Annotated in this window: 15 protein-coding genes; 5 read left to right on the top strand and 10 right to left on the bottom strand. The window is 44.3% G+C overall.

Annotated features, from left to right (window positions below):
• Positions 1-651, top strand: a 651-nt coding sequence (locus V7K46_RS16865; protein ID WP_335115044.1) for a HEAT repeat domain-containing protein, incomplete at its 5' end; no start/stop codon positions are given.
• A gap of 560 nt (positions 652-1,211) precedes the next feature.
• Here the strand turns inward: V7K46_RS16865 and V7K46_RS16860 are convergent.
• Together V7K46_RS16860 and V7K46_RS16855 are read right to left on the bottom strand one after the other, a co-directional pair.
• Entirely contained in the window at positions 1,212-2,975 is a 1,764-nt protein-coding gene (locus V7K46_RS16860; protein ID WP_335115042.1) for a WD40 repeat domain-containing protein, read from the bottom strand.
• Between the two features lie 412 nt (positions 2,976-3,387).
• On the bottom strand, positions 3,388-3,783 hold the full coding sequence (locus tag V7K46_RS16855) for a hypothetical protein (RefSeq protein WP_335115040.1): 396 nt from the start codon (positions 3,781-3,783) through the stop codon (positions 3,388-3,390).
• A gap of 550 nt (positions 3,784-4,333) precedes the next feature.
• Between V7K46_RS16855 and V7K46_RS16850 the strand changes: the two genes are divergently transcribed.
• Positions 4,334-5,305: an alpha/beta hydrolase family protein gene (locus V7K46_RS16850; RefSeq protein ID WP_335115038.1), complete on the top strand. Its 972-nt coding sequence runs from the start codon at positions 4,334-4,336 to the stop codon at positions 5,303-5,305.
• 11 nt (positions 5,306-5,316) lie between these two features.
• On the top strand, positions 5,317-5,994 hold the full coding sequence (locus V7K46_RS16845; protein WP_335115036.1) for an SDR family oxidoreductase: 678 nt from the start codon (positions 5,317-5,319) through the stop codon (positions 5,992-5,994).
• 43 nt (positions 5,995-6,037) lie between these two features.
• On the opposite strand, the gene V7K46_RS16840 is transcribed toward V7K46_RS16845, so the two are convergent.
• The 7 genes from V7K46_RS16840 to V7K46_RS16810 all read right to left on the bottom strand — a co-directional run bounded on the left by V7K46_RS16840 (position 6,038) and on the right by V7K46_RS16810 (position 13,717).
• The gene (locus V7K46_RS16840) at positions 6,038-8,152 is read right to left on the bottom strand and encodes a xanthine dehydrogenase family protein molybdopterin-binding subunit (RefSeq protein ID WP_335115034.1); all 2,115 of its coding nucleotides are present in this window, start codon (positions 8,150-8,152) and stop codon (positions 6,038-6,040) included.
• Positions 8,149-9,144, bottom strand: coding sequence for an FAD binding domain-containing protein (locus V7K46_RS16835; protein WP_335115032.1), 996 nt, complete (start codon positions 9,142-9,144; stop codon positions 8,149-8,151). The genes V7K46_RS16840 and V7K46_RS16835 overlap by 4 nt, the downstream gene beginning before the upstream one ends.
• Positions 9,141-9,854: a 2Fe-2S iron-sulfur cluster-binding protein gene (locus V7K46_RS16830; protein ID WP_335115030.1), complete on the bottom strand. Its 714-nt coding sequence runs from the start codon at positions 9,852-9,854 to the stop codon at positions 9,141-9,143. The genes V7K46_RS16835 and V7K46_RS16830 overlap by 4 nt, the downstream gene beginning before the upstream one ends.
• 546 nt (positions 9,855-10,400) lie before the next feature.
• Positions 10,401-11,453, bottom strand: a complete 1,053-nt coding sequence (locus V7K46_RS16825) for an aromatic ring-hydroxylating dioxygenase subunit alpha (protein WP_335115028.1) — start codon at positions 11,451-11,453, stop codon at positions 10,401-10,403.
• A 183-nt stretch (positions 11,454-11,636) separates the two neighbouring features.
• Positions 11,637-12,074, bottom strand: coding sequence for a secondary thiamine-phosphate synthase enzyme YjbQ (locus tag V7K46_RS16820; RefSeq protein ID WP_335115026.1), 438 nt, complete (start codon positions 12,072-12,074; stop codon positions 11,637-11,639).
• Positions 12,075-12,181: 107 nt separating this feature from the next.
• On the bottom strand, positions 12,182-13,351 hold the full coding sequence (locus tag V7K46_RS16815) for a pyridoxal phosphate-dependent aminotransferase (RefSeq protein WP_335115024.1): 1,170 nt from the start codon (positions 13,349-13,351) through the stop codon (positions 12,182-12,184).
• A 147-nt stretch (positions 13,352-13,498) separates the two neighbouring features.
• A complete protein-coding gene (locus tag V7K46_RS16810; protein ID WP_335115022.1) occupies positions 13,499-13,717 on the bottom strand; it encodes a hypothetical protein in 219 nt (72 codons plus the stop codon).
• A gap of 347 nt (positions 13,718-14,064) precedes the next feature.
• On the opposite strand from V7K46_RS16810, the gene V7K46_RS16805 reads away from it, so the two are divergent.
• Both V7K46_RS16805 and V7K46_RS16800 read left to right on the top strand, forming a co-directional pair.
• Positions 14,065-14,661: a DUF1802 family protein gene (locus V7K46_RS16805; protein WP_335115020.1), complete on the top strand. Its 597-nt coding sequence runs from the start codon at positions 14,065-14,067 to the stop codon at positions 14,659-14,661.
• A gap of 566 nt (positions 14,662-15,227) precedes the next feature.
• On the top strand, positions 15,228-15,491 hold the full coding sequence (locus V7K46_RS16800) for a hypothetical protein (RefSeq protein ID WP_298916704.1): 264 nt from the start codon (positions 15,228-15,230) through the stop codon (positions 15,489-15,491).
• 140 nt (positions 15,492-15,631) lie between these two features.
• Here V7K46_RS16800 and ggt read toward each other — a convergent pair whose 3' ends face one another.
• Positions 15,632-17,443, bottom strand: a complete 1,812-nt coding sequence (ggt, locus tag V7K46_RS16795; RefSeq protein ID WP_335115018.1) for a gamma-glutamyltransferase — start codon at positions 17,441-17,443, stop codon at positions 15,632-15,634.
• Between the last annotated feature and the right edge of the window lie 106 nt (positions 17,444-17,549).

Here is a 17,549-nt window from a genome sequence, read left to right as displayed (position 1 = left end):
GAATCTGACGTGAGAGGCTACGCGGCATCGGCTTTGGGTAATATTGGCAATGCAGAAGCTGTGCCGGAATTAATCGCCGCCCTCAAGGACTCTGAATCTGACGTGAGAGGCTACGCGGCATCGGCTTTGGGTAATATTGGCAATGCAGAAGCTGTGCCGGAATTAATCGCCGCCCTCAAGGACTCTGATTCATTTGTGAGAGGCGACGCGGCAGAGGCTTTGGGTAATATTGGCAATGCAGAAGCTGTGCGGGGATTAATCGCCGCCCTCAAGGACTCTGATTCATTTGTGAGAGGCGACGCGGCAGAGGCTTTGGGTAATATTGGCAATGCAGAAGCTGTGCCGGGATTAATCGCCGCCCTCAAGGACTCTGATTCATTTGTGAGAGGCTACGCGGCATCGGCTTTGGGTAATATTGGCAATGCAGAAGCGTTAAACGAAATCATCGGCCTTTCGGAAATAGACATTTATGAAGGCGAAATTTTTACTTCAGCAAGGACGTTAGCAGTTAGATTTAGCAAGCAAAAGGAGTTTTTTATTCCTGTTTATCCTGAGTTAGTTAGATTTAATCCAATACTGACATTTGTGAAGCGTCGTTTGCGAGTATTTAGATACCGAGTTCAAAAACTTGTTAACGAGTATCAAAGGTAGATTCATCCAGTTCAAAAACTTATTAAAGGAGTTCTGAGTTTCATTCACGATTATCAAAGACTCCACAATTACGTAGCTTGCTTTTTATGCTTTGGCGAGTATTACGTTAGCGTAGCCGATTACGAATTAGTCTTAAGAGGTTGTTTGAAAAGTGGTATGTTGTAATTTTAATCGAATTATTACCCCCCTTAATCCCCCCTTATAAAGGGGGGAAACCGTGAACTTAATTCCCTCCCCTTTGCAATATAAAGGGGGGAAACGGTAAAGTTAATTCCCTCCCCTTTGCAATATAAAGGGGGGAAACGGTAAAGTTAATTCCCTCCCCTTTCCAAGGCTACGGTGTACACACAAGTTATCGAATCATTACCAGTCCTCGAATTACCCCACCTTAACCCTCCCCGATGTATTGGGGAGGGAAGGAAAATCTCTTATTTCCCCCCTTCACAAGGGGGGATTAAGGGGGGTAATTCGACTTGTGTGTACACCGTAGCTTTCCAAGGGGAGGGTTAGGGTGGGGTAAAAAATATTTGATACATCAATCATGACTTCTCAAACATCTTCTAACTGCGTTGCCAAATTTTAATAGTCTTATCCAAACTCCCGCTAACTAACATCTCGCCGGAAGCTGTGAAAGCTAATGCTGTGACTATATGAGTATGACCTGTAAACGTACCCAGCAATTCCCCAGTTTGTAGATGCCACAATTTGATGGTTTTATCAGCACTACCGCTAGCGATTATTTGCCCATCAGGACTTAAAGCGATCGCATATACTCTATCTCTATGTCCTCTCAGAGTATGAAGTAATTCCCCAGTCTCCAAATGCCAAATTTTAATCGTTTGATCCCAGCTACCACTGACGAGTATTTTACCATCTGCACTAATCGCCAAGGAACGAACGATGTGAGAATGACCCATGAGGGTATGCAGCGGTTGTGCATCCTTTAAACTTTTAATCCCCGTCTTAGGTAAGGTGCGCCAGACTTTGATTTTGCGGTAGCTACCTGTCACCAGAGTTTCCCCGTCTCGACTCAAAACCAGGGAATGAGCTGCTGTATCATCTAAAGAGAGGGCGATCGCAACCTGACGTTGCATCAAATCCCAAAATAGAATTTTCCGATCATCTCCGCCTGTAGCTAACATTCTGCCATCTGGGGTGAAGGCAGCACACCGCACTACCCCATTATGTTTGTGCAAAATATCAATCAAGTCTAAAGCGCCGACGTGCCAAAGTTTAATTGTGGAATCTGCACCGCAACTCACTAAAGTCTGCCCATCTGAACTAAAAGCCAGAGAATTCACTTCATCCACTAGCCCAGATATCACCCAAGGATACTCTGATAATGTATCTATTAATTCACCCTTGCTTAAATCCCAGAGCTTCGTCTCTCCCCGACTACCACTTGCCAATATGGGTAAAGCTTTGCCATTCTTACACGCAGAACTGAAAGCCAAGCAATTAATCCCTCTGTTGTGCCCTTGTAAAGTCTGCCAGCATTCCCAGTCACCGATTATACCCTTAAGGCAATGCTCTGATGGTAGAGTTTGTATTGTCTCTGCGATCACTTTCTCATTAATTAATGGCGACGTATCTTTTTTAGCAACTAGTGATTCTAAATACCAACTCAACCCCCCCGCATACAATAAATTACTCGGACTGATATCCAGTTTTGCTTCAGTAAGTTCAAGGATATTTGTAGGTAAAAAGCCTGTTATTATACTTTGCTTTTCGTAACCTAATTTACCTGTAGATGGATAAAACAAACAAAGAAAAATTAATCCTTGGTGATTTCTCAAATCTTCTTGAGTAACTGACCACTTAATTTTGTCTTTCTTAATACCATTAAAACTTTCTCCATCAGCAACATAAACTTGAATACTCAGCTGAGGATTATCTTTTAGGACATAAGGAAATTTACTTTCGCCACACAAATTTCCTTCATCATCTAAAATCATGTTTTGCAAGGTATCTTGTGATACCTTTTTTACCAACTTCCCTAAGCGTTCAGTTATCACCCAGTCAACGATTTGCTCCCGCAAAAAATAATCTTCCGCTTGTCGTTGGAAGTATTTGGGAAAAGGTATCGTCCAGTCGGGAGGTTCAGGATATTCAGGCGGCGTCGGCGGCGGATTTTTGGCGAGAACTTCTGCTTGTTGGCGAGAAAGTTCTTGGAGTTTTGCCAAAGGCTCACCCCGAAATCCTATTATTTCAGTGTGAGAACCTTTAACTTGACTTTCCAGCAAAGATAAGTCATAAGTTTTAGGTTTTTTCACACGTTGAAGGAAGTCAGTTTGTTGAGCTTTGAGTAAGCTAATCCAATCCATCAGCATTCCTGCGGCAAACTATTGCATACCTAAGGTAAGCTATACCAATGCAATTACTCAAGTTTATAACCTTAGTTAATTAAAAATTCAGTAATGTTAGTAGTCTAAAAAAACACAGCCATTGGCAGATGTTTGCGGGAAAGAGATAGATGGATAGCACTTAGACATTTCATTCACTGATGCAACTGAAGTATATAGAATTAGTTGATGTCAGTTAATTCTAACGGAGATGGAGAGCGAGATACTGTTTCCCTAGAAACAGTTCTAGTTGCAAATAAAAGTTTTATGTGAGAGGGATTTCAAAGGTTGCAGTAACGTTAAGTCAACAAATACCTACATAAAAATAACCTAGTAGCGCTGATTCTAGGAAAGATCATCTGAAACAAGTATAAATGGTAAAGATTGGTTAATTTTAACCTTTGCGTTTTGGTTGTCTGGGTGTAGTACTTACATCAGAGGAGTTGCCAAAAGTATCACTTGCCTCTATATGTTTAATTTTCATTTGCAAGTTCAAGTCATCACTGCTAACAATTGTTTCTAAATTCGCTAATCTTTGCTCTAACAGTTCTATTTGCTGTTGTTGCAAATAGTTAGTTTTTGATTTTTGCTTATCAGAACGCCAAACAGCAACTGTACCAACAGCTGCGCCACCAATAGCAACTAAAGGAAGAATAGCACCGCTTCTGGTAACAGCTGACAGTGGGACGCAAACTCCGAGAATGGCGACTGTAATTACCCAAATTCTTGTGGTGGCAGATAATCTGACATCTTGATATTGTTCTAGATTAGGTTGAGATTTTTTAGCCATAAGTAAATCCCTTGAAAAGTTATTCGCTAGATTGGCACAATTGTTTACTAAAATACTTCCTACAATTGGGTTAAGTATAATTATTGTACTAATATTTTTAATTACCAATAGGTAAACAGAATTCAACATTAGGACTTACGCAAAAAACCTCTCAAATCATTCCTCCGTGTCGCGCCAGTTGCTTCTCCTAAGGGAGACGCTGCGCGTAGCAAGATTCCCGCAGGGGTACAAGTCTCTTAACCGCATCGCCCTTGGCGTCTCCCCTTGGGAGAAGGGCGCACTGGCTTCTCTGTGTCTGGAGTGGTAGCCTGCGGCAAGCCGCTTTGCGTCTACGTTCTTTCATAACCCGTGCGTAAATCCTGAACATAAAATCCCAATCAGCGAAATGATTTTCCTAACTCCTATACAGACGCGATTAATCGCGTTTTTACTGCTGCCTTCTGCTTTCTATTTAGTTACTTCGTTATTTTAGATCATTAGATTTTGCTTGCAAGGAACAGTTGTAGACTGAGAGGAAGATTTTCTTAAAGTCATAATCAGGAAGGTACAGATGACAGTTCGGGCTTTTTTTGAAGCTGCCAAAGTTGAGGGTGTCCAGTCACCTTACGATACCATTCACCTGAAAATTCTCTATCCAGCACAGATACCGGAGCAGCTAGAAAAAAGTACCCAAATTGAGCCAGCTAATCCAGAAAATGCACCTTTTCCAGTAGTAATTTTATTCAACGGCTTTAACTGTGATGCTCAACAATACCAATGGCTAGCGGTTAAACTCGTTGAACGTGGATTGGTAGTGGTTCTGTTTAATTGGATTACCGAAAGTCTACCAGGCGTAATTAGCCTCACACCTGGGATTGATTTGGAAAAGATGAAACCCACAATTTATCGTACTGCTCCCACAGCTTCGGCTTTGCCAGCACTCCTAGCTAAACTCGAACAGTTACAAAATCAGGGAATTTTAGCAGGAATGCTGGATTTACAACGGATCATTCTCGGTGGACACTCTGCGGGTGGTATAGTATCTATCGAAAATGCTGACCCTCGGTTTTTCCCTGGAGTTGTTGCATCTTTTGCTTATGGCGCAAGTAGCACAGGATTTCCAATCTTGGGGTATGAACCAGGAACCATCTTACCTTTACCAGATTCCCTACCACTTCTACTGATGGGAGGAACCCGTGATGGATTCATGGTTAAGAGTAGCGAAGTAAGTCCTGGGGATGCTACCACCCCAGTCATCCGTACATTCCAAGAAGCAATTACTGGGGGACGAAATGACACCTATCTAGTAATTTTAGAAGGAGCAAATCACTTTTCGATAGTTGATCAGCCAGACTCCACTATAGTTAGACCCTCTCTCGACTTAGAAGCTACTCAATCCCAAGAAAACTTGCGTTTGCTAATGAGTGAAATTATTGGTCTGTTTATTGACACTTATGTTCGCCACCAACCAGAAGCATCTCAGTTGCTTGAGCAATTATTGAATACTGCCAATCCTCTGATAAAATCCTTTGAGCGTAAGTAGTTAGGCTGATTATGACAAGTGCATCTTATATTTTTCTGGCTGGAGCAAGTCGCGGTGTTGGTCGAGAAATTGCCCAATCCCTCACAGGACAACAGCTAAAGGTCAAAGCACTCCTGAGAACAGCAGCAGTTGCTGCTGAACTAGAAGGAATCGGTATTGAGGTAGTTCTGGGAGATGCCTTGAATATTGGCGATGTAGAACGGGCAATACTGATAGATGAACCTATTGACACCGTTATCAGTACAATTGGCGGTTTACCAACAGATGTAGAAAGGCCGGATTACCCTGGTAATAAAAATCTGATCGATGCAGCAGTTAAAGCTGGGGTGCAAAAGTTTATTCTTGTGTCTTCCATTGGTGCTGGCAATAGTGTTGTTGCTGCGTCACCCCAAGTTTTAGAGGTACTGGGAAAAGTTTTAGCTGAGAAAGACAAAGCTGAACAACACTTAATTGCCAGTGGACTCACCTATACAATCATCCGTCCTGGTGGACTAAAGTTAGAACCAGCAACGGGTAATGGCGTTTTAACTGAAGATCCGCAGATTATTGGTAGCATTAATCGTGCAGATGTCGCGCAGTTAGTTGTTCGCTGTTTAAATAGCGATCGCGCCAATAATAAAATTTTGTCAGCCGTAGACCGAAACATGCTGTTTGGGCAAAGAGAATTTGCAGAATTTAGTTTAGGTTAGTGCCCCTAAAGCTTCTTCTCAATGCCCAATGCCCAATGCCCTTTTAGATCAACTTGTCAGGTGTAATGGGTAAATCACGGATGCGCTTACCTGTGGCATGGTAAACTGCATTGGCGATCGCAGCTGAAACACCTGTGATCGCAATTTCGCCTACACCTCGTACACCTGCTGGGTTGAAGTTGAAGTCAGGTTCGCCGACGAAGGCCACCTGAATGCGAGGAATATCTGCATGGGCTGGGAAGTGATAGGTAGCAAGGTCATAAACCACGGGGTAGCCGATGTTTGGATCAACTTGGCAATCCTCCATTAAAGCTTGCCCAATACCCATGATCACGCCACCACGGACTTGACTGGCGACTGTCTTAGAGTTGATGACTCGCCCGATATTCATCACTGACACCCAGCGCGTCACCCGCAAACGTCCGATTTCTTCATCGACGCTGACTTCGCAAAAATGTGCCCCCCAAGACTGGAATGCCCATTTCTTGGTTTCATCGCCAGGAGCGGAGGATGCTGTGGCCTCAATTGCTGCTTGGCCGGACTGACTCAGAGTTGCAAACGCCTCCTGTGCAGTCTTAACATTAGCAGTTTTCAGAACTTGCTCACAAGCTGACATGACCGCCGGGAGTAAAGATGCTGTCATCATGGAACCACCTGCCATGCCTCCATCTGGTAGCAAGGAGTCGCCCAACTCTACGTGTATCTGTTCGACGGGTAGCCCCAATGCGTCTGCTGCTGTGGCCGCAACAACGGTATATGCGCCAGTGCCCATGTCATTGCCGGCGGTGAGAATATGGGCAGTACCATCTGGTAGCAGCCGTACCTTGACTGATGCTTTCCCCCGCCTGCCAGGGTAAGTTGCTGCCGCCATCCCCCAACCAACGAGTTTGCCATCGCGTGTCAAAGAACGGGGCTGTTTTGGTCTGTCTTTCCAGCCAAATTGCTCCGCACCCAAGAGCAAACAGTCAGCAAAATGTTTGGCTGAAAATGGCTGACCTTGGCGTTGGTGTTCTTTAGTTTCATTTTTCAGGCGCAGTTCTACCGGGTCAATCTTTAGCATCCAGGCTAATTCGTCCATCGCCGACTCTAACGCCCACATTCCAGGATTCTCTCCTGGCCCGCGCATGAATGTTGGTGTACCGATGTTCAACACTGCTAGTTCCTGCTTCAGTTGCAAATTCGGTGCTGTGTACATAACTGGCGTGACCGCAGTACAGGGTTCTGTAAACACATCCACTGGTGAGGTATAGGATTTAACCTCATGGGCGATCGCAGTTAAACTACCATCAGCAGTTGCTCCCAAACGCATAGTTTGCTCGGTTTCGGAGCGGTGTCCGGCGTTCGCTGTCATTTGCCGTCGGCTGAGGACAACTCTGAGAGGACGCTGAATTTCACGGGCAGCCGCAGCACAGAGAATACCGTGGGGCCAGGGAAAAGCTTTAGAGCCGAAAGCTCCACCCAAAAAAGGTGTGACGACATGAACCTGTTCAGTGGGCACTCCAAAGAGTTGTGCATAGGTGCGCTGAGTTGCTAACACCCACTGAGACGGCTCATAAACAGTGAGTGAGTTTGCATCTTGCCAGTGGGCAATGATGGCATGGGGTTCCATCGGCGCGTGCATTTCCGTGGCTGTCTTGTAGGTGGCTGTAAGTTTCGTTGTTGCACTCGCCACCCCTGCTGCAAAATTCCCCTTTTCAAACTTTAGCTCTTGACCCATCTGCGGTGGAGCCTCCTTGAAAGTGGCTTTCGCAGCTTCCACGACTGGCTTTTGGCTTGTGTATTCCACCTTGACCAAATGCGCCGCATCACGCGCCCGCTCGAAGGTGTCTGCCACTACTAAACCGATAATTTGCCCTGCATAGTAAATTTTGTCATCCGACAACGGCAGACGAGCCTCGTAGATTTTCGAGGTCGTAAAGTCGTTGGCTGGCATAAACACTTTAGGCGAGTTTTTATGCGTGAAAACATCTATCACACCTACTGCCTTTTCTGCCACACTGGTGTCGATGCTTTTAATTTGCCCATTGGCAATACTGGCAGTGACAAGATAACCGTGAACCAGACCTGGAATTTCATGTTCTGCGGCGTAGGTTGCCGTGCCCATAACCTTTGCCCGTCCATCCTTACGGTTGATGGCAGTCCCAATTACTTTGTTCATACTACGCCTCCTCCTTTAGCTGATACCGCGAGTGCGCGACGAATTGCCCGCTTTGCCAAGTCAACTTTGAAACTGTTATAAGTTAATGGTTTTGCTTCTTGAAGTGCAATTTCTGCCGCCTCTTGAAACGTTGCAGTATTGGCACTCTTGCCGATCAAAAACTTTTCTGCTTCCTTTGAGCGCCAAGGTTTATGGGCTACACCACCCATTGCCAAGCGGACATTCTGAATCTGCTCACCCGCTAAGTCAACCGCAGCTGCCACAGAGACTAATGCAAAGGCATAGGAAGTGCGATCGCGTAACTTTAAGTAAACCCCTGATTTGGCAAACGGCACTGGGGGAACAATCACAGAGCTAATCAACTCACCTGGCTCTAAGTTTGTATCTCGCTGGGGTGTGTTCCCTGGTAGTCGGTGAAAGTCTGTCAATGGTATTTGCCGCTTACCGTTGGGGCCTTCCACAACAACAACAGCATCCAGAGCCGCAAGAGGAACACACATATCCGAGGGTTGAACTGCCACGCATTGGTCACTGGCCCCAAGGATGGCGTGCATCCGGTTGATGCCCGTTGCTGCCGGACAGCCACTTCCCGGTTGCCGTTTGTTGCAAGGGAAGGCGGTATCGTAGTAGTAGGGACAGCGAGTGCGTTGCAGTAGGTTGCCCCCTACGGTTGCCATATTGCGGATTTGCTGAGACGCACCAGAAAGAATCGCTCGTGACAGTATTGGATAATCGCGGCGAACATCAGGATGGTCTGCCACTGCTGTGTTAGTTACCAGCGCTCCAAGGCTCAGACCACCCTCACTTGTTTGTTCAATGCGCTTCATCTCTAATCGAGAAATGTCGATAAGTTGCGATGGCTCATCTAAGAAAACCTTGAGACGGTCAACCAAATTCGTACCGCCCGCAATCAATATCGCATTTTGGTCATTCGTTGCCCGTTCAACCGCATCTTTTACAGAAGTGGCACGGGCGTAAGTGAAGTTGTTCATCTGAGCATCTCCTGGGGTTCATTGACCATCACTGTTGCGGCAGGAGAGGGCGGTTTTTGTCCTATTACCTGCTGGACTGCTGCCACAATGCCGTTGTAAGCGCTACATCGACAGAGATTACCACTCAGTCGCTCTTTGATTTCAGCTTCAGAGAGTTCAGCAAACTGTGGGGGACTAGCCAAATCTGGGGTGACAACGCTGGCACAGCCGCGTTTGATTTCATCAAGTAAGGCAACAGAAGCACAAATCTGTCCTGGGGTACAATAGCCGCACTGGAAGCCATCGTTATCAATGAATGCTGCCTGCACTGGATGGAGAGTATCGCCTTTTGCCAGCCCTTCAATGGTGACGATCGCCTTGTCTTCTTGCATCACTGCCAAACTCAGGCAGGAATAAACTCGCTCACCATCGATCAGAACAGTACAAGCCCCACACTGTCCGTGATCGCATCCCTTTTTGCTGCCCACTAGCCCCAGGCGATCGCGCAGGGCATCTAAGAGTGTGACACGCGGCTCAAGGTCAAGGGTTTGCTGCTCACCGTTAACAGTAAGTTTTACGTTGATTTCACCAGGGTTACTTTGGCTAGCTTCCTTTGCTATAGTTGCCTGATTGAGTAATGAGGGAGCGGCTATAGCCGTTCCGGCAGCAGTCAGTGCCTGTCCCAAAAAACCGCCTTGGGATGTTATTTCTACCCTTTTTTCGTGTTCCATAATTCGTCCTTCTAGATAGAATAATGCGGTAATTCTGAGAACTTAGGGATATGCATTGCTATTTAGTATTGTGTACATAATTTAAGGTTGAGTGCAGGTAATAGTCTGGGTAAATAAGGAAAAAATCAGACAAAGTACACTTCCCCAAATAGCTGGATCATCTTCTCAGCCGTGGATTTAGCATAGGGCTTGCTGTTTGTCCCACCTCTATTAACTAGAGCGATCGTTGACTCAGTATTTCTTAACAAAACGAAATATTTTGTACTGGTTAAAATGTCTATTTGACGCTAAATTCTCGGTTTTGGTTTTTAGGCGATGTTTACGTCGTGGCAAGAGAAGTAAATCTGGTGTTGCAGAACAGTGGGATTACAGCTTTTTTAGGTAAATAGACCACGTGGTAGGGGCGCAAGACCTTGCGCCCCTACAACTGATGCGGTTCAAATACTTGAATTCTGCTGTAATTTGGGCAAGCAGGGAAAACAGGGGGAGAGATCAGCCTTAGTTGCTAAATCATCCCGCAAATATGCAACGCTGTAAATCTTAATTTTAAGCACGCCACCGGAGTATTTGACCCTTGACAGGATTGACAAATTCTCGTCTTTCAGCCACAGACCGAGCATACTCCCGCTTTAACTGGTAATACCACTGCGCCTGCATATCTGAGTCCTTAATCAGTCGCAGCACAGGATTATATTGCAAACCAATCTGCTGCTTTTCCACAACCGTTCGGTCTTGACCGAGGAAGGTTTGTGTTAGTACGTGCATCAATGGCTTGAAAAACCCTACCCAAGGCAGTGTCCAGTAAAGAGCAAAAGTTACCTCGGTTTCTGTGTCTGAAATGGGTGTAACTGCCGTTAAATTAACGACTCGATGGTTGCCAATCGTGGTTTCTTCAATTCTGACTCCAGGTAAACGAAAAGAAATTTCCGTTTCCGGCACACCACCGCCAATCAGCCAGTATAATCGACCCCCATTCGCTGGTAATCGGTGTCGTCGCATCGTGAAGCCATAGGGTGAAGCATCGAATTGCTTTACTTCCTCGTGCAGTTGTTCACTTCGCCACCACCAAGCGCGATGAACATAGGGTGAATGAGCAGGGTCCATCAAACCTACCACTGCATGATCTATAAAACAAGGGAATTTTACCACCTCTACGAACTGGTGCGATCGCTCATCAAATCCTGGAATGACCGGAATCTCCATGTCAGAAGCAGGCTGAGGGTTATCGGGATCAGTCATATATATCCAGATATTCCCTTGGGCTTCCCGAATTGCATAGGACTGGACATCGAAGCGACTCAAATCCATCTGCTGTTCTTCTACAAGAGACGGAATCGCAGTACAGCGCCCACCGGAGTTAAAGCGCCAACCGTGGTAGCAGCATTCCACTTCCTGCCCATCAAATCTACCACAACTCAAGGGCACGGCCCGATGAGGACAAATGTCCCGCATAGCAGAGACTTTGCCATCCTGGTCGCGGACTAGCAGCACCGGTTCTCCCAAGAAAATGCGGCTGATCATCATACCTGGCTTGATCTGATTACTAGGCAGAGCATAGTACCAAGTATTACGTAATACAAAATTATCGCTATTTTTCATAACTAATTGCGTCTGCCTTTGACACAACGAAAGTCCTGGTTTGTGGAAAGGAAGGTTATGCTTGAAAACATTCTTTCAGATTTTTAATTGCTGTAAGTAAATTTAACTGATACACTTGTTGGTCGTGTTCGTAATTCTCTCAGATTTGGGATAATCTGCGATCTCTCCAGGTGTTAAGTTGCATTATTCGCCAGAAATTTGCACAAATACCGTTCTTTTGCGCGGCCCATCCAACTCAAAAAACAACACAGATTGCCAGGTTCCCAAAGCTAATTTACCATCTACAACCGGAATTATCTCACTAGTAGTCAGCATCATTGCCATTAAGTGAGAGTGAGCATTAATCGGCTCATCTTCTGGGACATCTCTTAAATGCAAGTCATTATGCAAGTAACTGTCTGATTCAGGTGCTAATTTTAGCAAGAACATTTTTATGTCTTCTAACAATCTGACTTCATTTTCATTGATAGCTAAAGCTGTTGTTGTGTGTCGAGAGAATACTAAAATTTGTCCATTTTTAATTGATGTTGAAGCAAGAAAATCTTTGATTTGTGGTGTGATATTATAAATATTAATTTTTGGCTCAGTTTCAATTTCAATTAACTTATTAATAATTGGCATCTGTTCAATTTTATATTTGTAATTGCAAAGAAGGTACGCCAACACAGTTTAACGCCTTCATAAATTAAATATCAACTCCTGTACAGACGCGATTAATCGCGTCTCTCCTAACTCCTAACTATAGTTTCCAAACCTTGCACTAATCTTTCTATACCTTCTTTTGCCGTCTCTTTTTGTAGCGCCCCATAGGCAACGCGTAGGTAGCATCCATCATCCATACCAAAGGTTGTACCTGGAATGACTGCTACTTTATGTTCCTGGATTAGTCTTTTAACTAACTCAAAAGCATCCATCTGAGTATTAACCTTGAGGAAAAAATAGAAAGCGCCATTAGCGGGTGTAATGCTAGATAAACCTTGTAAGCGGTTAAGGGAGTCTAATACTAATTGCCGCACTTGAGCGATTGCACCTATATTACTCTTCAAATACTCCTCTTTTGCTTGTAATGCCCCGAAAGCTGCATATTGGGAAATCACTGGCGGACAAATCAAAATCGTATCCTGGACTTTTTTGACAGCAACAAATAAGTGTTTGGGAATCACCATGTAGCCAATGCGCCAACTGGCAAAACCGTATGCTTTAGAAAGGCTAAACAGAGAAATGGTGTACTTGCTACTATTCCCAAATGTACCAGGGGAAACGTGTTTTACCCCGTTATAGGTAAAGTATTCATAGGCTTCATCGCTGATGTGGTAAATGCCGCGATCGCCACAAATTTGATTTACTTGGCGCAATGCTGCTTCTGAATAGACAACTCCAGTCGGATTATTCGGGGAAATTGTAACCACAGCCCGTGTTTTGGGAGTAATTGCTTGAGCGATCGCTTCTTTTTGCAATTGATAATTTTCATCTGTCGCCACTAACACTGCACGACAACCAGCCATTGCGATCGCCATTTCGTGGTTGAAATAGTAGGGCGTATTCAGAATAATTTCATCGCCTGGGTTAGTGATAGCAAGAATGGCATTCATAAATCCCATATTGCTTCCCGCTGTCACGACGATGCAGTTTTCCCCATTGATTTCAATGTTGTTGAAAGCTTGCAATTTTCCTGCAAGTGCTGTCAACAATGGCGGAATTCCTTCAACTGATTTGTATAAATTATTAGTGGGTTCAGCGAAGAATTTGGGTAAAAATTCTCTGACTTCCGGTGGTGGGTTGTAATAAACAACACCCTGTCCTAGAGAGATTGTTCCAGGGGAGTTTTTAATCAGTTCCCCAACCACAGGAATAATTGGCGACTGTACCGCCTGCATACGAGAGGTTAGGGATTCCATATTTCCTTGCCACTTACCTAGCTTTAGTATCTCTTAATATGGAAGACATGGAAAGTTTCTCTGTGACAGACTCCCAGATTGATGCAAGCATACAGTGTGAGAGTCTGTCACCAAAATGATTAACCAGATTTGCGATTACCCAAAAATTTAGTCAATCGAAATCTGTTGAGGCCCACTTGCTTTGCCGTTATGTGCGTCTATTGTGGTGCTGGTGTAACTATTTGAGCGGATCTGTTGATCCAGCCAGCTTTTAACGGGATCGTCTGCAAGATTCAGCCGAAGCACACCAGAGAATAACCCACCCACAAATGAGACTGGATGCTGGATAAATTCTCTGAATATAGGTGACAATTCATTAATGAACATTAAAAGACTCCTGGCGGTGCCGTAAAAAATTATTACTTCTTAATTGATCGTAACCTGTTGAGCAATATATGGTTAGCGGTAGTGAAAGATACAAATTTTGTCTGCCATGAACTGGGAGTAAAGATGAAAGAAATAGCTAAATATTAGAATCGATTTTGAATGATCACAAATAATCGACGGTTCGTATTTGATACTAATGTGCTGATTAGGTTCCCATAAGGATAGGTGTAATTTGGACTTCAGTTGTACCTAGCGAGCGCTTTTCCATAACTGCTTCCTAATTCATTTCCCTAGATAGTTTCACACTTTATCGGTTTTAGGTTGAAATTAAATCAGAGTTACAGTAGATGCTGATGGAATTGACTACAACTTTTCATGCTCTCAAAGAATGGGCAGTCGCCATAAATGCTTTGGAAAATGGCAAAACAATTATGTTGCTCCGCAAAGGCGGTATCCATGAACGAAATGGACATTTCCAAGTTGCCCACAAGCAAATTTTGCTTTACCCTACTTATGAACATCAACAAGCTTTCATGCTCAAGGCTGAGTATGCCAATCATGTTTATCCAGTAACATCATGTTGGCATCCAGAGACAGTTCGCATCGGCAGTTGGGCTGAAATTACAGATATTTTGCCAATTAGTGACGAATTTCTTGTCAACGCCTTGCTTCCCTTCCATATTTGGAACGAGCATTTTATTAGCGATCGCCTCAAATGGAAACCACGCCAGCCGCTTTATATTCTCCTCCTGCGGACATATCAACTACCTGAACAAGAAATTCCCTACCACCCTAAATACGGCGGTTGTAAGTCATGGATTGATTTAGATCAACCAATTCACTTGCAAGGAGCAAAACCAGTTTTGTCTGACTTTGCATACACCCAATTAGTAGAGACAATTCGCAAGATTGTCGGCGATAAGTTGTATGCTCCATCTTTCTAATAACCCAACTTGCTGCCTAGATCCCCGACTTTTTGAAGAAGTCGGGGATCTAGGTTAAGTAACGCCATTCTACCCTACAGTTAATTTGATTTTTACTTTATAAATAATCTTGCTTCTAGATAAATACGGGATTGTGTCTAGTCATCAAACTGACGATTCAAACAACAAGCATTGCTGTTAGATTTTATATTGTTTGCTCGTAGTGTTTAATCAACAGAACTTTATAAGTAATTTCTCAAATCTGCGCTTATGTAACCAGAAATACAAATAGTCTGATTGTAAACTCTAGCTAAAATAGTAGTTATTGTTACACACACTCCTTAAAAGCGCGGATAACATTAGAAAAATCTCCCCTAGAAGCAAGGTGAGAGAAAGCTGTTGATCTTTGTGTCCTACAGCAGCTTTCTTAGGGTATGACTTGTTAAGTAATTATCCTGTAGTGGATAGAACTTAATTACACTTTGTCTAAAGTATTAGGCAAAAAAGTACTCTACAAAGGTGAGATTTAGCTTGACAAAAATCTGCCATTATGCGTTAGTTATTAGCTCAAAGCAAAGGAGTTTGCAATGCATCGACAAATGTGTTGGTTATCTAAGTCTGGTGGTGACGGAGAGAAAATTTTGTATTTGCAGACAGAACCCAATCAGCCTTGGCGTCCCTACACAGCTTTTGGACATTTTGCAGTCCCAGATTATCAAATACCAGGTGGTTCTAAAGGTTGGGCAACTTATCAAAAACTTCTCAAAGCAGGTTGGACACTAGTACCTAGCACACGGGCAAACGAGTTTGGCGGCAGCAGCTACGCAGAGTCAACAGCTCAAAATCAATAGAAAGACGCGATTAACCGCGTTAAGAGTAGAGACGCGATTAATCGCGTTAAGAGTAGAGACGCGATTAATCGCGTCTGTACAGGAGTTAGGAGTAGAGACGCGATTAATCATCGCGTCTGTTATTATTCTCCTTATCTGGCTCACAAGCCTTTTGGGGAACCTTCACCGCGAGGATCAGCCGCCCCTTCTAAAGTTCCATCGGCTGTAACCGCGATCGCGTTACCATTACCCCAAGGAGCAGTTTCCTTAATTTTATGCCCCCGACGGCGTAAGTCTTGCACAGTGAGAGCATCCAAACCCCAAGATTCGACGCGCAATTCATCTGGAAGCCATTGATGATGTATGCGTGGAACAGAAACAGCCGCACCAACATCCATGTTGTATTCCAGCACATTCAGGATCACTTGTAAAACCTGGGTGATAATGGTGCTACCACCAGGCGCACCTGCTGCCATGCGGAAATGACCGTTTTCTGTGACAATTGTGGGAGTCATGCTGGATAGAGGAGTTTTACGGGGGGCAATGCTGTTGGCATCGTTACCAACCAAACCAAAGGCATTAGGCACTCCTGGCGCAGAAGCAAAATCATCCATCTCATTGTTGAGGACAATTCCAGTTCCCGGTGTCACCACACCAGCACCAAAAATCAGATTAACCGTGAAAGTCAGACTTACGGCGTTGCGTTCTTCATCCACAACAGTAAGATGAGTGGTTTGGGGAGATTCATACCGAGTCGCGTTTGTTTGTAGAGATTGAGCAGATAACGGAATGATATTTTCTCCTAAACTCTGATTATTAGCTTGACTAAAACGTTGTAGTGTCTCTTTATCTACTGGCTTGACCTCGGTCGAGGGTCGAGCCACTTGCATATTAATTTCTTGACGACGTTTTTTGGCGTAAGCTAGACTGAGCAGTTCTTGTACAGGGACTTTGACAAAATCTGGATCGCCTAAATATTCTGAGCGATCGGCGTAAGCAATCTTCATTGCTTCTACTATTAAATGTATAGCATCGGGATGATGCCATCCTAAAGATTTTAAATCAGTGTCACCGATAATATTTAAAATCTGCAATAGATGAACACCTCCCGATGAAGGTGGTGGCATTGAGCAAATTTTAGCTTTACGAAAATTGCCACAAACGGGAGTGCGCCAGATTGGTTTATAGGCTTTCAGGTCTTCTAGAGTAATTAAACCACCATTTTTTACCATATCAGAGGCGATCGCCCGAGCAATACTTCCGGTGTAAAAACTTTGGGGATTTTGGGCAATTGCTGTTAAGGTGCGGGCCAAATCACTTTGCACTAGCTTCTCACCAGATTTGTAAAATTCGCCGTTGTGAGTGAAAATTTCCCGCAGTGCTGGATTCTTGAGAAGTGCTTGCTTGTTGGATTGGTTTGTTTGTAGAGAACGCCAAGTTGCTACATCGCCAATAATAAAGCCATCTTTAGCCAGTGCGATCGCAGGTTTCACCACCTCTTGCCAAGGTAGCTTACCATAGCGACGATGCACTTCATAAAGTCCCGCTACCGTTCCTGGTGTCCCTACTGCTAAATAACCATTGATACTTGCATTCGGACGCACCTTTCCTTCTGCATCCAGATACATATTTCTTGTAGCTTTCAGGGGGGCGCGTTCCCGAAAATCTAACGCTTTCATCTCGCCAGTTTTCTCAGAGTGCATCAGTAAAAATCCGCCGCCGCCGATTCCGGCTGAAAAAGGCTCAACTACCGAGATTGCAAAGGTTGTGGCTACGGCTGCATCCACTGCATTACCACCTTTGCGTAACATCAAAATTCCTGCTTCACTTGCTAGGGGATGGGCCGAAACTACCATTCCCTTTTTGCTGCGTAGGGGTAAAGTTAAGGCGGCTGATGCAACTTGGCTGTAAAGTAAGACGCCCAAAGAAAATATTACAAGCGTAACCCGTTTTGATTTAGCAACAGTAAGCATTTTTATGCCATTTTGTTTGATATTTCTTAGCCTACCGTTAAGGTGTGCATTTTATACGCTGCTTGTTGGTTACCCAGTTGCAGGGCGATCGCTAAATTCTGTTGAA

It is taken from the genome of Nostoc sp. (assembly GCF_036917395.1).
Lineage (GTDB): Bacteria > Cyanobacteriota > Cyanobacteriia > Cyanobacteriales > Nostocaceae > Nostoc.
Note: the sequence above shows the minus strand (reverse complement) of the source record. Positions and strands in the feature narration are given on the sequence as shown.

Excerpts from the sequence above, each read along its gene's own strand:
- V7K46_RS16830 (WP_335115030.1), bottom strand. The coding sequence starts at position 9,854 with ATGGAACACGAAAAAAGGGTAGAAATAACATCCCAAGGCGGTTTTTTG.
- V7K46_RS16810 (WP_335115022.1), bottom strand. The coding sequence starts at position 13,717 with ATGTTCATTAATGAATTGTCACCTATATTCAGAGAATTTATCCAGCAT.
- V7K46_RS16815 (WP_335115024.1), bottom strand. The coding sequence starts at position 13,351 with ATGGAATCCCTAACCTCTCGTATGCAGGCGGTACAGTCGCCAATTATT.
- V7K46_RS16845 (WP_335115036.1), top strand. The coding sequence starts at position 5,317 with ATGACAAGTGCATCTTATATTTTTCTGGCTGGAGCAAGTCGCGGTGTT.
- V7K46_RS16820 (WP_335115026.1), bottom strand. The coding sequence starts at position 12,074 with ATGCCAATTATTAATAAGTTAATTGAAATTGAAACTGAGCCAAAAATT.
- V7K46_RS16800 (WP_298916704.1), top strand. The coding sequence starts at position 15,228 with ATGCATCGACAAATGTGTTGGTTATCTAAGTCTGGTGGTGACGGAGAG.
- ggt (WP_335115018.1), bottom strand. The coding sequence starts at position 17,443 with ATGCTTACTGTTGCTAAATCAAAACGGGTTACGCTTGTAATATTTTCT.
- V7K46_RS16860 (WP_335115042.1), bottom strand. The coding sequence starts at position 2,975 with ATGGATTGGATTAGCTTACTCAAAGCTCAACAAACTGACTTCCTTCAA.
- V7K46_RS16840 (WP_335115034.1), bottom strand. The coding sequence starts at position 8,152 with ATGAACAAAGTAATTGGGACTGCCATCAACCGTAAGGATGGACGGGCA.
- V7K46_RS16805 (WP_335115020.1), top strand. The coding sequence starts at position 14,065 with ATGCTGATGGAATTGACTACAACTTTTCATGCTCTCAAAGAATGGGCA.
- V7K46_RS16850 (WP_335115038.1), top strand. The coding sequence starts at position 4,334 with ATGACAGTTCGGGCTTTTTTTGAAGCTGCCAAAGTTGAGGGTGTCCAG.
- V7K46_RS16855 (WP_335115040.1), bottom strand. The coding sequence starts at position 3,783 with ATGGCTAAAAAATCTCAACCTAATCTAGAACAATATCAAGATGTCAGA.
- V7K46_RS16825 (WP_335115028.1), bottom strand. The coding sequence starts at position 11,453 with ATGAAAAATAGCGATAATTTTGTATTACGTAATACTTGGTACTATGCT.
- V7K46_RS16835 (WP_335115032.1), bottom strand. The coding sequence starts at position 9,144 with ATGAACAACTTCACTTACGCCCGTGCCACTTCTGTAAAAGATGCGGTT.